The 16,311-nt window shown below is 46.2% G+C and carries 7 protein-coding genes; all 7 read right to left on the reverse strand.

Annotated features, from left to right (window positions below; translation table 11 throughout):
* Positions 1-6: 6 nt before the first annotated feature.
* On the reverse strand, positions 7-495 hold the full coding sequence (locus EPO18_RS17855) for a YcjF family protein (protein WP_292435693.1): 489 nt from the start codon (positions 493-495) through the stop codon (positions 7-9).
* A 423-nt stretch (positions 496-918) separates the two neighbouring features.
* Entirely contained in the window at positions 919-2,031 is a 1,113-nt protein-coding gene (locus EPO18_RS17860) for a hypothetical protein (protein WP_292435696.1), read from the reverse strand.
* A complete protein-coding gene (locus tag EPO18_RS17865; protein ID WP_292435697.1) occupies positions 2,032-3,696 on the reverse strand; it encodes an ATP-binding cassette domain-containing protein in 1,665 nt (554 codons plus the stop codon).
* A gap of 23 nt (positions 3,697-3,719) precedes the next feature.
* Positions 3,720-4,616 (reverse strand): cupin-like domain-containing protein, encoded by an 897-nt coding sequence (locus tag EPO18_RS17870; RefSeq protein WP_292435699.1) that lies wholly within the window; start codon positions 4,614-4,616, stop codon positions 3,720-3,722.
* Positions 4,617-4,646: 30 nt separating this feature from the next.
* Positions 4,647-11,846, reverse strand: a complete 7,200-nt coding sequence (locus EPO18_RS17875; RefSeq protein WP_292435701.1) for an amino acid adenylation domain-containing protein — start codon at positions 11,844-11,846, stop codon at positions 4,647-4,649.
* A gap of 16 nt (positions 11,847-11,862) precedes the next feature.
* On the reverse strand, positions 11,863-14,211 hold the full coding sequence (locus EPO18_RS17880; RefSeq protein ID WP_292435703.1) for a condensation domain-containing protein: 2,349 nt from the start codon (positions 14,209-14,211) through the stop codon (positions 11,863-11,865).
* A 10-nt stretch (positions 14,212-14,221) separates the two neighbouring features.
* Positions 14,222-16,213 carry a carbamoyltransferase family protein gene (locus tag EPO18_RS17885; RefSeq protein ID WP_292435705.1) on the reverse strand — a complete coding sequence of 664 codons (1,992 nt, stop codon included), beginning with the start codon at positions 16,211-16,213 and terminating at the stop codon, positions 14,222-14,224.
* Between the last annotated feature and the right edge of the window lie 98 nt (positions 16,214-16,311).

Genomic DNA, 16,311 nt, shown 5'->3' on the forward strand with positions numbered 1-16,311 from the left:
AAAAAATCAGGCAGTTGCTTTTTTAGTATCTACCGCAGCAGCAACAGCTTTGCCTTCTTTTAATTGCTCAGCATAGTAAGTACGAACCTTTTCCGGATCGAAAGTAAGAAAAGTGCCGCCTGATTCAAAATGCTGAATGAATACTTTTCCCACCGCATAAGTTGAAGCGCCTGAAATCAACGGCAAGCTTATTGCGCCAATAGTTGAACCGATAATTGGAACCATTTTGACTAGGCTAACAACAAGAGGAGTTACCGAGGTAGGGAAGCTGCCGCCAATTAAAGCCGCTAAAGCATTTTTACCTTTGCCTTCCATAAAAGTCACACCGTAAATATGACTTAACCTTCTTAACATTTCCAGTTGTATACCGGAAACCGCTAAAAAGTCAAAAACAGGTACAGGCACTAAGCCTGCTGCCATCGAAGCATACATGCTTTTCTTTACTAAATCCTGAGCAGTATCTATAGTATTATCAGTTTTCATTAATTCTGTCATTACACCACACCTCATAGTTCGCTTAAAAAAATCAACCTTTACCGCTATTACACGATAATCATAGACTAATCAATATAGATATAACTGGCAAGTAAAATAATATTGAGCAAATGAATTACATCGCTCAATAAAAATACTTACAGCATTTAGCCATATTTAAAAAAATTCAATGACTTCGCTGACTGCAATATAAGTACCGGCTTACGTTAAATAGATAGCTTGTCACACTGTTTATAACAAGCTATTTCATTAAAGTTTGGATAATCAATATTTATTATCAATAAACGTTTAAAACGATTTTCCAGATAAACAATTGACTATTTAACTTGAATAATACAACTAACAAGCTTTTAATCATTATATATACTGGATTAATAGCTAAACTGCTTATTTTTTAATCCCATCCTTGGGATATTTGTTTAATTAGAATACCTTTATCAACTGCTGCACCGGCATTTCTTTAGGATCCAATGAAACAATCGTAAATAAGTCATTTAAAATTCTAAATGAATCCCGGTTCCAAGTAGAATATTGACCATCATCAAGGTCGGCAACTTTATAGCTCTCTCCTAAATATTCGACTTCTGAGACAGATGGAGTCAATTCTTTATCTCCATCCCACTGCATCGTTAAAGTTGGCCGACGTTCACTTGCGGGAATATCACTTAATTTTTGGCCTGATGCCAACCAACGCTCAAAATGTCTTTGCGATTGCCCCAATGCACCTAATACTCCGTCAAAAGGCCGCATAACAAAAGAAACTTGCGGAACACCGTCATTTACTCCAATTTGGACAGGACTATCTTCCCAAAAACTATACTCCTTAGAAGAATATAATTTTGCTAACAAAGGCGTAGCCTCGGGCGGTATGGTTAAAACATTTTGACCATTAACCGTATCAATTCTAAGCACCTGTTGCAGCTGCATTTCCCTGGAAAGTCCGGCCAAGCGTAAAAAGTTCCTAAAATTTTTAGGCTGACCTTGATCGGCAGTATTGTTTAAAACCAGCCTTTTTCCGGAAGGATAATCAAGAATGACCGAAACAACCAAAATACGCATCAGTTGATTAACCGGTACTCCTTGTCTTAACTGCTCAAAGAATATCTTGCTATCAATAGGGGTATAAGCTGTTTTAGCAAAAGAGGCACCACTTAGCGGGGCAAAAGAGAAAGTTGGTGATTCTGTTGCACTTAATCCCAAAGTGCCTGTAAAACTAAACACTTTTGTAGCAAATTGAGCCAAGCTACTCAACGCGGCAATCCACGGCATAGATGTATTTGTGTGGGTAGTCGTGGTACCAACACTTGCCCCAAAAGAAAATGACGCATTAACGCTGGACATTTGCAAAAAATGCGCTGGATTGGAATTCGCCCGACGCGCCAAGTTCACCAGCATTTGCTCATCGGAAAGTGTAGCGTGGTTTTCGGAAATATCTCGAAACTCATTCTTCAGTGCAGTCCCCCCACATCCTGAGATAGCTATGGATATAGCTAGCAACGAAACTAATCGAAACGATTTTATTTTTATAACTCTCACTTAATCTCTCCTAAATTTAAATTTGATTTTTTCTTCTCTCATTTGTCCCATATCCATAACCAACAAACGGTCACAATGATTAAAGTACTTTTCATCATGGGTAACCACAATCACTGTCTTTTGCTTCTGTTTGAGTTTCTGCAGAATAACGTCATAAAAAAACTGACGAAACTCAGGATCTTGATCCGCAGCAACCTCATCAAACACATAAACTGCCTTGTCTTCCAACAGTGCAATAATTAATGCCAAGCGTTTTTTCTGTCCTGTCGATAAATTAGTATGCGTAAATCGGCCGTTTTTAAATCCCGTTTTCTTCTCCAGGCCCATCAATACCAAATATTCATTAACCATTTCTACATTGACATTTTGTTGGCCGTAAAATCGATCGAACAAGTGAAAATCGGTAAAAATAATAGAAAAAAGATTTCTGTAATTACCCAGCAATTCACTGTCTATGGTTTTATTATCTACAACTATCGCGCCTGAATTCGACTCATATAAGCCTGTGAGCAATTTAAGAAAAGTTGATTTACCGCTGCCGTTGCCGCCACGAATAAAAATCAGCTCCCCTCTGGCAAAACTCAAATCAAAAGGCCCCACTGAGAACTGCCTTCCTTGATCCTCTACTGGATAACTGAAATACAATTGGCTAATTAAGATTCGGTCGAAATAATGCGGCGCAATGAATGTTTCCTGAGTTGAAAATACGTCTTCTTGGGCGGACTGCAATTGCGATTCCAATCGCTGCAAATAATCAATCGCTACATTTGCTCTAGCCAGACTCGGAAACATGTCGATTATGAGCACGATAGGCCCCATAATAAAAAAGATAATGGTAGTAATCGACATGATCTTATCAGCGGTCAATGTACTCAACTGAGGCAATAAAAAAACAACCGACGCCATTAAGATATAAAAATAAAGCTGGGCATAAAGCTGTAAATTAACATTACTAATATCGGTTGAAATATTTTTTTGCCTGGCCTCTTCAGACACTTCTCCCATATAGTTGGTATACAGGTCGTTTACTTTTTCCCGGTTTATTTTTAGCTCATTAAAGCCATCCAATACATGCTGCATATAAGCAAAATATTCATTATCTTTTGCCATTGCCTGCTGCATGGAAATACTGATCGACTGAACTAACACATAAATGGTGACCATTGCCCCGGCGATACAGATCAAAGCCATAGCTAAAGCCATTTTGGAAATGGTCGCCATATAAATAAAGGAGCAAATCAGCATCACCATGGCCGGAAAACCTTCGGCAAGCCGATGAGCACCCTGCGAGATTAATTCTGTTTTTTCCGATAACATCGAAAGAATCTGCGATTTGCCTATGGCTTCATAAGACAGGAGTTTTAAACCTCTCAGTAAGTCTAAAATACGCCCCCTATAATTAAAAATACCGCCTTGGACCAACTCGGTAATCCGGTGCGTCACATAGCGTTTTGAAATCAAATACAAGGACACACTCAGTACAAATAAAATGAATAAACGCTCATCTAAATCGGGCTTATCGAAATCTTTTGCGGCAGTATTTAGAATAACCAGCGTCAAGGCATTAATAATCCCCGAGACTACAGTTGCCGAAGCTAATAAGAATTTATCTTTTTGGCTTTGTATATCTATAAAATCCAGCAATTTAGGTCTTATGAGACCCACTTTATCTATCATTTTGTTATTGACTATTTTTTGAATTGATAAATGAAACGATTAAAACGTAATACCCAGTTCCAAGGCAACAAATTCATCGAAAATAAAACAATGCCTCGTAAGCTTTGAAGCTTTCGCCACCACGGCTTAACTTTCCAAAAATGATTACAGGAACACACATAACCTTCGCCTTCTGCAATCACCTCATGCCACCACTGGGTGGGTATAAACAACACTTGACCAGAGCTTAACACCACCTCATAACGATCCTGTTCCGTCTTGTTAAAGTTGGGGTATTGTTTAAGATCGGGTTCTTCAATATTTACCTGGCTAACCCAAAAGGGTAAAACGTCATAAAAGCCGAAAGGATACAGATTCGAGCTCTGCTTGGGTGGATATAAAATGACTCTTTTTTTGCCATGCAGCATCATCAAAGTGCCATCGCCCGGATCGAAATGCAACGGTTCGGCATGACCGGCAGCACCCAGCCATAAATTTAACGAGGCTTCCGGAATAATCGGCTCAAAACCCAGCGTCTGGGTTAAGAACTGCATTTCACCGGCAATTGATTTAAGCGCTTCCGTTTCTCCAATCGGATTTTGCGCCAGATAGAGATTTCTTTTCTTTGCGCTGCCATCTCTAATATGAGTAGCAAAATCATGAATGGTCATCTGGACATGATCGCAATATTTTGTCCATTCTCGTCTGGGAGCATCAAAATGGCCTTCACCATAATCGCGCACTAAAAACTTGCCATCACCTAAATTTTTACACAAAAAGTCCAGATCCCAATCCACTGAGCTATCAAGAAAATCGGTAACTACGAGCGGTTTCCCTGGAATGCGATACTCTTTATCGAATTTTTCAGTTGTTAACTCAGCAACGGTTAATTGATCAATCGCCTTTGGAGTACCGGCATTATCTTTCATAACTTCTCTCATTCTATTTAGGTTTTACAATCAGCTTTTTATTTTTATATTGATAAGATCTTCGACTACCTGCGCTATTTTCCCAACATGAGGCTGCTCCATCATGTTCTCATGTTGCCCCGATAACCAATGCAAAGTCATATTCAAACCGGATACTTGCTGCCAAGTTAGATAATCATCCGCCGTAATACGCCGGCTGCCTTCCTGCGCCCTGATCAAAGTAACCGGAGCATTGATTTTTTGCGGCCGATAAGTCATCTGCAACATACTGCGACAGACATTGAAATATCGCTCAATCGCCTCGTCATCCATCGCTCTTGGCACTAGTCCGGCCTGTTTGGCCCTGCTAAACACTTGTGTCAACTGCTCGGACTTTGGCAAAGTTCTTAATAGCTCAGCAGTATAACCCAAACCGGGAAACAAGCTAACCAACAACTCAGCATCATCGGTTTTTGCCGCACCATGTGCTGTCAGTTCAGGATGCGCGGTATCTAGCAAGCCGACAAAATCCACAGTATCGCCCATCGCTTCAAGCTGTCTGGCAACCTCATAAGCCAGCAATCCTCCGAACGAATAGCCCAATAGCCGGTAGCCGCCTTGTTTTTGGATAGTTTTAATAAACTTCAAATAATAAGCAGCCATTTCAGGCAGTTGGGTCATGATGGATTGATCGGATTCCATGCCGGGCGCGCGTAGACCATAAACCGGTTGATCATCAGGCAGCGCTTTAGCCAATTCGTTATAACAAATCACATGCCCGCCGACAGGATGGAAGCAAAATAACGCAGGAGCATCGCCTTTAGTTTTCAAAGACACCAAAGGCGTCCATTCGGCCTCTTGATGATCCTTATCGATCAACTGGCTTAATGCTGAAATGGTCGGCGCCTGGAAGATAGCGGCCAGCGGCAGCGTTTTCCCCAAAGCGACCTTAATCTGGGTCATTAGATCCAAAACCAGCAGGGAGTGCCCGCCCAGTTCAAAAAAATCGTCATCGACTGAAATAGCTTGATCCAAAGCCAAAATTTCCCGCCAAATCCCAACCAGCGTCTGCTGAACAAAACCTACAGGCAAAACTTGCGTTGCTTTTACGCTATTCAGTTCCGGATCCGGCAAGGCTTTTCTATCCAGCTTGCCATTAGCGGTTAGCGGCAGACGCTCTAGAATGACAATCGCCGAAGGCACCATAAAACGCGGCAACTGCTCTTTGACTATCTGCATTAAATTCGCTTCCAAATCAGTATACGAGTGCTCAGCGGAAGCGCTCACATAAGCCACCAGCTTACGATCACTGGCTGCCGCCTCGCCTACTGTCAACACCACGCAATCGTCAACGCCGGCTACCGATTTTAAAACAGCCTCTACTTCGCCCAATTCAATACGGTAGCCTCGAACTTTAACCTGATGATCCAGCCGTCCCAGATAAGTCAGCTCCCCTTCTGCACTGTAACTGACCAAGTCTCCGGTTCTATATAATCTTTCTCCCGCTTGCTGGCTAAACGGATTGGGCACAAATTTTTCCGCGGTCAATGCCGGTCTGCCGTGGTAGCCCCGCGCCAGTCCCATGCCCCCCAAATATAATTCACCCGGAACGCCCGGCGGCAACGGCTGCAAATAAGCATCCAACACGTAGGCGCTGCTATTGCTGATAGGACGGCCAATGCTGGGCTGCGCATTCGCCTGCCGCAGGCAATACGTCGAATACGTGGTATCTTCCGAAGGCCCGTATAAGTCATAGACTTTTTCGATATGCGCTTTGGCATACAGTTTGTTAACCAGTTCAGCAGACAGCGGCTCACCGGCCAAATTAACCGTTTTTACCGATTCAGGTATTGCATTGACTCTTAGTAACTCTTCCGCCGCGGAAGGAACGGTATTGATCAAACTGGGAGCGCAATTCGGCTGTTCCGCTAATTCAAGCACATTACGCAACAGCACCAAAGTACCACCGGTGGCAAGCGTCAGAAAAATCTCAAACACCGATAGGTCAAAACAAATCGAAGTACCGACCAGCATCCGGCTTAGCTGTTCGGGTTGATAAACGCTTTGCGCCCAGCCGATCATGGCCACCGCATTGGAATGGGTTATCGCTACGCCTTTGGGTTTCCCTGTCGAACCTGAGGTATACAACACATAAGCCAGATTACTCGGGCTTTGCGGCTGAAATACTTGTGCATCGGTTTTAGGCCAAGGCTGATCCAGCAATATTTTCGGCACAACTGCCAACCCCGCATGCGCCGCTGCCAAATCCGATTCGGTCAATAACAATAAAACCTTGGCATCCTGTAAAGTGTGCTCCAGTCTGGCGCTCGGATAATCCGGGTCTAAAGGCACATAAGCCGAGCCGCTTTTAAGAATTGCCAGCATCGCGACAATTAGCCGGGGCGTGCGCTTTAAGCACAAACCGATTAACACTTCCGGACCTGCGCCGCGAGCCGCAAGCACATCCGCCAATCGATCAACCTGATCGCTCAATTCCTGGTACGTTAGTTGGGTTTCGCCCTGCGCCACGGCTATTTTTTCGGCAGCACTACCGACACGCTGAGCAAATAAATCATATATGCCGCTTTGCGCGGGCACCGGTGCCGAGTTTCGGTTCCAGTCTACAACCACTTGCCGATACAAGGCATCATCGACTATTGAAAAATCGCCTATCCGCTTTTCCGGTTTGCGTGTCAATTGCTGTAATAGATGAGCAAACCCTCTGCACATGATTTGAATCCGTTCGGCTTTAAACAGATCGGCATTGTATTCAAAAGTACCGACCAATTGGCCGTCAAGCTCATGCATCGCCAAGGTCAAGTCAAACTTGACTTCTTTACTATCCAACGGCAGAGGCTCGATTTCCAAACCTGTTAACCGGGGCATCTGGGATGCCGCATTGTGGAACAGAAACATCACCTGAAAAAAAGGCGTATTCGAAAGATCGCGTTCCGGCTGCAAAGCTTCGACCAGCTTTTCAAACGGCAGTTCCTGATGCGCAAAGGCATCGATTACCGTGTCTTTAACCTGCGCTAAAAATTCCAGCCACAAAGGATCGCCTTCAATGCGGTTGCGCAACACCAAGGTATTAACAAAAAAACCGATTAAATTTTCCGTTTCCTGATGGTTGCGATTGGCGACAGGCGTGCCCACGGCAAAGTCATATTGGCCGCTGTAACGCGCCAAAAACAAATTAAACCCGGCCAGCAGCAACACAAAAACGGAGCAATGCTGTTGCTCGGCAAGTTGATTTAACGCCAAAGTCAGCTCGGCATCCAAACTAAATGTTTCGCTTTGTGCACTAAAGGTTTGTACCGCCGGTCGTGCAAAATCCGTCGTTAAATTTAACGCAGGCGGCATATCCGCCAATGTGCTTCGCCAATACGCCAACAGTTGTTCCAACCGTTCCGAATTCAGCAACTGCCGTTGCCAGACCGCATAATCCACATATTGCACAGATAACGTCGGCAGCTGCGCTTGCGTTCCGAGAATGGCAGCCTGATACAAGCTCAGCCATTCTTTCATGAACACGCTTTGCGACCAGCCGTCGGACATGATGTGGTGATTGTTAATGACCAGCACATGATCTTGCGCGCCCGTTTTTATCACCTGCACTCGAATCAGCGGCAGTCTATCCAACCGGAAAACGTAGTTTGTTTCCTGCTCCAGCAATTGATCCAGCTTGATTTGTTGCGTCTGCGAATCGTCAGCCGACCAGTCCAAGTGTTCAATCGGCAACTGCGAAACATCCAGGATTTTTTGTCTTGGCCGGGCATTTTTCAGCACGAAAACCGTGGTTAAGACACTATGCCGACTGATAATCCGGTCAAAGCAAGCCTGCAAGCAATCGACATCCAAAGGCCCGGTGATTTTCAACGCAGTGACCATGTTGTAAGCGCTGCTGTCCGGGTACAATTGCTGCAAAAAGTACAGGCGTTCCTGGGAAAACGACAAGGGATAATCGTCCGCTTTGGCAGCGGGGCTTAGTATAGGGACAGCATCGTTTCCACTCGCGTCGATGGCCTTGGCCTGTTCCCGCAAAATCGATTTTTCAAACAGCTCGCGAATCAGCAACTTAATGCCAAAAGTATTCTGGATACGATTCGCCAGTTGCATCACTAAAATAGAATGCCCGCCTAATAAGAAAAAATCGCTGTCCCGTTTAACCTGGACGCCCAATAACGGCTCCCATAACTGTGCCAGTTTGATTTCGGTATCGGTAACAGGCGGCTCTGAGACTGTTTGATGATAATGTTCCGAATTCGGTTCGGGCAAAGCCTTTTCATCAATCTTACCGTTTGGCGTCAACGGCAAATTCGGCACTGAAACCAAAGCGGCAGGCACCATATAATCGGGCAAAGCCGATTGCAGGTGCAGGCGCAATCTCGGTACATCGACCTGTTGCTGCTCCCTCGAGCTAAAATAAGCGATCAGGCATTTACCTTGCCCGGCAATGTCCTTAACCCGTACATAGCTTTGTTTAACGGAAGGATAAGCATTAATCACCGTTTCAACCGCGCCCAATTCAATCCGAACGCCTCTTATCTTCACTTGGTGATCGACACGGCCGATAAACTCAATCACCCCGTTATTATTCCAGCGCACTATGTCGCCGCTACGGTACATTCGCTCGCCCGGCTGCTTGGAAAAAACATCAGGCACGTATTTAGCCGCCGTTTCGATTGGCTGATTGATGTAACAAGGCGACAAGCCCTCCCCGGCAATATACAGCTCACCGCTGACGCCTACCGGCACAGGCTTTAATTGCGTATCCAGTATATATAAGCGGGTATTGGCCAACGGCCAGCCGATAGGCACGGTTAATGCTGTATCGCTAACCGAATCAATCTCATACCAGGACGCAAAAGTGGTACTTTCGGTCGGCCCGTAGATATGTAAAAAGTGCTCCGGCTTACCGTGTTCCAGCACTGTTTTAACCTGTTCGGGATCGACTTTTTCGCCGCCGAACAATACATAACGCAAACCTGCGAAAGCATCGGGCTGTTGCCGGATAATCTGGTTAAATAATGCTGTCGTTAACAGCAATATTGTGATTTTTTGAGTCCTTAAAAAACTCACAAAATCAGTCACGGATAAGCTGGTTTCGCGTTCTGCAATCGCTAAGCAAGCGCCGTTCAGTAAAGCGCCCCATGTTTCAAAAGTCGAGGCGTCGAATGCAGTATTGTTGGCCTGAGCCACGCGGTCGTTTGGATTTAGATCGATATAATTAGTATCCAAAACCAAGCGGTTAATCGATGCATGCGTAATCCCTATCCCTTTGGGATTGCCTGTAGAACCGGAAGTAAACATTACGTAAGCCAACGCATTGGCATAGCTACATGATGGATCGATAGTGGAATAAGACTGCTTGTCTAATTGATCGACGGCCAGTATTTCAGTCTGTCCGAACACTTGTGCGCTTGCCAGCAAGGACTGTTGCGTCAGCGTGATTGCAATGTCTATTTGCCGATGCATTAACGCCAAGCGTTCCAGAGGATAAGCCATATCCAACGGCAAATAAGCCGCACCGGCTTTTAAAGTCGCCATCATAGCGATCACCAAATCGCAACCGCGTTGTAGATACAGCGCGACATAATCTCCCGCTTTCACGCCATGCTTGATCAGCACATGCGCCAGTTGATTAGCCTGCTCATTCAATTGCCGGTACGTTAATTGCCGCTCACCATGAATCAACGCAATGTGCTCAGGCCGTTGCTGAACCTGTAACTGAAATTGCTGAGGAACTGTCCGATGGCGAGGAAAATCAGTCCGGCAATCATTCCAATCGTAAACGATACGTTGATAATCCTCGGCCGATAACAAGTCTATCTGTTCGATTAACACATCCGGCTTTGAGACAACGGCCTTTAGAATATTCAGGTAAGCCGTCATCATCCTTTCTATGCTGGCTTGCTCGAACAAATCGGTGTCGTATTCAACCAGTCCGCTTAAAAGCCGATCCTGCTCTTGTATCGACAAAGTTAAATCAAACTTTGCGCTGGTTCTTGCGCTCGGAATCAGCTGTACAGACAAATCCGCTAAAGCGTCGGCATTGGCCGCTTCATTAATGTAAGTAAACATCACTTGAAACAAAGGGCTGTACGACTCATTCCTTTCCGGTTGCACAGCATCAACAATTTTCTCGAACGGGACTTGCTGATGGCTGCTCGCCGCAAGAAAAGACTGCTGCGTCTGCTGTAAGACTTCAATAAAAGATTGCTTGCCTGAACACTCGGCTTTAATCGGTAAGCTGTTAACAAAAAAACCGATCAGATCTTCCAGCTCTTTATAATTTCGTCCGGCAAAAGGCGTACCTATCAATAACTGGCGCTGGCCTGAATAACGCGCCAACAACACGGCAAACGCGCTTAACAGTAAGACATATACGGATACTTGTTGAGTTTTGGCTAATGCCGATAGCGACTGCTTACAGCCGCTCTCAATGGTAAATTCATACAGCGCTCCTTGATGCCGCGCTGTTTTCGGACGTTTAAAATCGGTCGGCAACTCTAAAAAGTAAGGCACATCTGTCAAATATGCCTGCCAAAATGCTAAATCCTGCTCGCCTGCGCTGGAAGCTAAAACCTGTTGCTGCCAGACCGCATAATCGGTAAACTGGATCGGCAAAGCCGGCAAAACGGCCGGTTCCTGTTTTAGTTCGGCTTGATAAAAAGCCGCAAAATCGCGCATGAACACATTAACCGACCAGCCGTCGGTAATAATATGATGCGCACAAGTCGCCAACACATACTCATCTTGCGCCAGTTTAATCAGCCGTAGCTGGATTAACTCACCCTGCTCCAGGTCAAACGAGTAATCCGTCATTTCTTGCAACACAGCTTGCAAACGTTCGGCTTGCATTTCAATGCCGGTCAAATCAATCGCATTCAGCTTGAACGGTTCGGCTGCGTTAAGCTGCTGAAAAAAACCTTCATCGGTTTGGTAAAAACGCGTTCTTAATAGCTCATGCCTTTCAAAAACTTTGGCGAACGCTTTTTCCATGGCCTGCCGATTAAGCGCGCCCTGCAAGCGCAAAAAAATCGGCATATTGTACAAACTGCTCGATCCGGTATAACGCTGCAAAAACCATAAGCGTTGCTGAGAAGAAGTCATAGGTATCAAGCAGCCTTCCGCTCTGACAGGCACCGTATGCTTGGGCTCGGAGGTAAGATTTTTAGCTGCTAATTTTTTTAATAGCAGCGCTTTTTGCGCCGGCGTTAATTGAGCCAGTTTGTCTTGCCGATTAGTCATAAACCGAAAATCGCCCTTAAATTAAAGAGTCCAGCTCGTCATCCGATAGCTGAGCCAATTCATCGAGAAATTGCTCCTGCTCGTCGTCATCAAGCGCGTTAAACTGAGTCATTAAAATCCATTCGGCTAGCTGCTTGATGCTGGGTTTTTCAAAGATCGTCCGCATCGGCATATCCAAACTAAATTCCTGTTTGATGCGGCTGACAATCTGGATCGCATTTAAAGAATGCCCGCCTAAATCAAAGAAATTCTGCTCTGTGCCAATTTCAGTCAGCAATAGTACCTGCTGCCAGATATGCAACAGTTTTTCCTCTATTTCATTTTCAGGCGCTTGCAATGGTTCCTGACCGAGTCCTTGATCGATACTGCCTTGTAAGGCCGGACGATCAATTTCGCCATTTATAGTTAAAGGCAGCTCAGCCAAGAATTGCCATTCTCCAGGCAAGATATAATCCGGCAACCGTTCAGCGAGATATTCGGATAACTCTGCTAATTCAATATCCTCGTTCCGGCTAACAATATAAGCGGTCAACACGCTGTCTTGCTTGTGATCGACTCCGGCAACTATCGCCGCTTCCTTAACCGCATCATGCGATCTTAATACCGACTCCATTTCACCCAAACCGACACGAAATCTCTTCCCTGCACCTTGCTGGTCGCTATGATAGATAAACTCAAAACCCTGTTCCGGTGTGAACTTAACTTTATACCCCGTTCGGTATAAACTAGCGCCCGATTGATTAGCGAAAGGGTCCGGCAAGAGGCGTTCCGAGCCATGCGGATTTTCAATCAGGCAAGTCCCGCTTAACCCGCCCACGCATAACTCGCCGGGCAAACCGAACGGCAAAGGATTCAAGTCTTCATCGGCAACATACAAGCGGGCATTACCCGTCAGATAAGTAGCCTCTGAATCCATCGGCATCCGGCCTATCGCGGCCATCACGCTCCGCTCTACCAGTTCAACAGTCTGGCTTTCCTTCCAAGCATTGAACACAGTGTGGTAGTCGGCAATTTCCAATAACGGAATTGCCTCAGGCTTTAACTCGGGGTTAACCGAAACCGCCTGACAACAATTAACAAAATGATGCGCCAATACTTCAATGGTTTCAGGTTTGAATAAGTCGGTGTTATAGCTAAATTCCAGGCTAATATCGTTTGCATTTTCCGAAGCCATTAAGGCCAGATCGAACTGCGCATTGTCCCGCTGCAATTGCAAATGGCTGATGCTGACACCAGGCAGTTTAAAGACTTGCTCCGGCGCATTTTGATAAGTGAATAAAGCTTGAATTAACGGCGAATAACTTAAACTGCGCTTTTGTTTTAGTTGATCCACCAGCTGTTCAAATGGGCAATCCTGATGATCAAACGCCGCCAGGGCCATTGCTTTAACCTGTTGCAACAACGCGCGAAAACTCAAGTGCGGTTCAATGCGAGTTCGCAAAACCAGGGTATTCACAAAAAAGCCGATTAACGGTTCAAGTTCATGCTGATTGCGGTTGGCGACCGGCGTGCCGACAACCAGGTCCTGCTCTTGGCTATATCGATGCAGCAACACAAAATAAACCGTTAGCAGCACCATATTCATGGTTGCATTTTCTTGGCTAGCTAGTGTTTTCAATGCGGCGGTGGTTTGCGCCGGCAGCTGAAGCATTGTCGTTGCGCCCTGGAATCGTTGTATTGGCGGGCGCGGATAATCGGTCGGCAGCGATATTAAAGGCGGCATACCGGCTAGTTGTTTTTGCCAATAGTCCATTTGCTGCGCCCGGATATCGCCGGTAAACCATTCGCGCTGCCATAGCGCATAGTCGCCATATTGAATTTCCAGCTCGGGCAAACCAGCTGCCGCCTGCCCCTGTTGATTGGACGCATAAAGCTTCATTAGCTCATCGACAAACACGCCCATGGACCAGCCGTCGGAGATAATATGATGCACGACGGACAGCAATACATATTCACCCTCAGCCAGGGTTAAGAGTTGCAGCTTCATCAGCGGACCTGTTTCCAGATCAAATACAAAACCCGCTAACTGAGCCGCCAGTTCGCGGCAGACTTGTAATTGCTGGTCCAAGCCGGCTTTTGCCAATACCTGTTGCTCCAATATCAATTTTGCGCCGGGTTCCACCCACTGGCTCGGCTCGCCCTGAACCTGGCGGAATGTGGTGCGCAAAATCTCATGCCGTTGCACAATTTGCTGCAAGGCCTGCTCCAACGCCGCAATATCCAGCCTCCCGGTTAAACGCAACGCGCCAGTGATGTTATAAGCCGCGCTGTCCGGCTGCATTTGCTGGAACAGCCATAAACGCTGTTGCGCAAAAGACATCGGGAAGTAATAAGCTTGCTGATCTTCCTGCGGCGCTACGTTCATGGTCATGCTCTTAGATAGCCGATTGCGGTGTTAAGGTGATAAATCGCGATGACCATAATTCCAGCAATGGCTCATTCACGCCGGTTTCTATACCTGCTTTTGCGATTAATTCTGCTAGCGGGGTAGCGCCATCGGCCAGCTGTAAAATCCGGTGCAGCGCATTCGGTATGATGTGACGCGAGCTTCCGCCATAATTCCATTCGATATGGCTTTGCACAGACCGGTGTTGGTTGTCCCGGTAACAATCCTCCTGAATCAAGCGCGCGGCTTTAGGCAACGCGGGTATTAACGTATTTAACTCGGCCTCGCCCCAGTTGCGTTTAGTGATTAAATAATCGCCGACCACCAGATAATCCAGGCCGGACGTCAAATAACATACGACCCCATCATCAGCGCTATCGACAATCGGTTCGGCATGGTTATTAAACGAGGTGTTCAGCAGCAGCGCTACGCCGGTTTTTTGCCTGAAAGTATCGATCAACTGCCAATATTCCGGGTTATGGATTTTGCTTACCGTTTGCAGTCTGGCGCTGCCGTCGACATGCGTGATCGCCGCCAATTGTTCGCGGTGCGCTTGTTTGACCGGCAACACGAAAGACATGAACGGAAAGTCCTTCTCGTCTTCAGGCACCTCAAAAAAATCGCACACATATTCTTCCAATACCGAAGGAGCAAAAGGCCGGTAGCTTTCGCGCATTTTGATCATTGCATTGATGGTTTCCTTATGCGAACCCAGGCGCGGATCGGCAATAATGCTGCGATTGCCCAAAGCCCTGGGGCCGAACTCGGACCGTCCCTGCATCCAGCCGATTACCTTGCCCTCGATCATTAAATCGCTGACCCGATCGGCGCGGTTATCCATTTTTTCTATCGTCACAAACTGCTGCCATTTCGCCAGCGTTTGATATAAGTGGTCCCCGGCCAAAACCGGCGTGCCCCAATAAGCATGTTCGATTCGTTTAAAAGGTAAGCTTGGCTGGCTTTGATGAGCCGCATACATCGCTGCGCCGAAAGCGCAACCGGAATCCGCAGCGAAAGAAGGCGCGAACACTTGCTTGAATAGACCAGACTGCATGATTTTGCCGTTCATGCTGCTGTTTTGCCCTACCCCGCCGGCCAAGGCCAATCGCTGATGCCCGGTCGCTTGCTGGAAATGCTTGAGCATATGCATCACGATAGTTTCCAGCGTCTGTTGCAACGCGGCGGCCAAGTCTTTATGTATTTGTTCGAACGGCTGATCGCCATGCCTTGGGGCTAAATCTTCGTATAAGCTGACGATTTTCTCGCGGTGCAGGGTGTAATCGCCATTGGGCAGTAATGTGTAAAAACTGGAAAGCTTCTCGGCAAAACGGCCGGCATCGCCATAGGGTGCCAAGCCCATTACTTTGTATTCATCGAAGATTTGATAACCCAGAAACCGGATCACATCCAGATAAAAAAAGCCCAGTGATTGCTGCACCGGCTTGGTCATCAAGGTGTTAAACGCATTGCCCTGGACATCCACGACCGTAGTCGAAACATTGTCGCCCGAGCCGTCAATGGTCAGCACCAGGCTTTGTTGATAGCCCGACATATAATAAGCCGTGGCTGCATGCGCCAGATGGTGGTTAACGAAAGTAAACTTCTCTCGCGGCACATCAATGCCAAACTCGCGCTTGAACAGGTATTGATACATGGCGCGTCCGTCTGCAACCGCAGCCATTTCGGATTTGATCAGGCGTAACTGCTTAAGCGACTCGTCCAGGAAAGGCTCGCTGACATAAATAGCGATCTGATCGAGTTCTTCTAATGTGGTATTCGCCTGTTCAAGGCAAAACCGTACCGCCGAATGCCAGATTTTATTGGTATGCTTAATCCGGTTTAAGCGTTCTTCCTCTATCCCGGCAATCACCTCGCCATCTTGAATAATGACCGCTGCCGCATCATGTAACAAATCGGCGCCAAAATCGAAATACGATTCGTACACCGGATCAAAACCACCTGCCAAACCTAAAATTATCACTGTTAGCCCTTTTTATTTTATTACTTCCGTTCATCCTAAAAAGCATTTTGTCCACGAAAGGCACAAAAAGCACGAAAATATTCAATGAGATACCAAAC

The organism is Methylobacter sp. (assembly GCF_004322395.1).
Taxonomy (GTDB): domain Bacteria; phylum Pseudomonadota; class Gammaproteobacteria; order Methylococcales; family Methylomonadaceae; genus Methylobacter_A.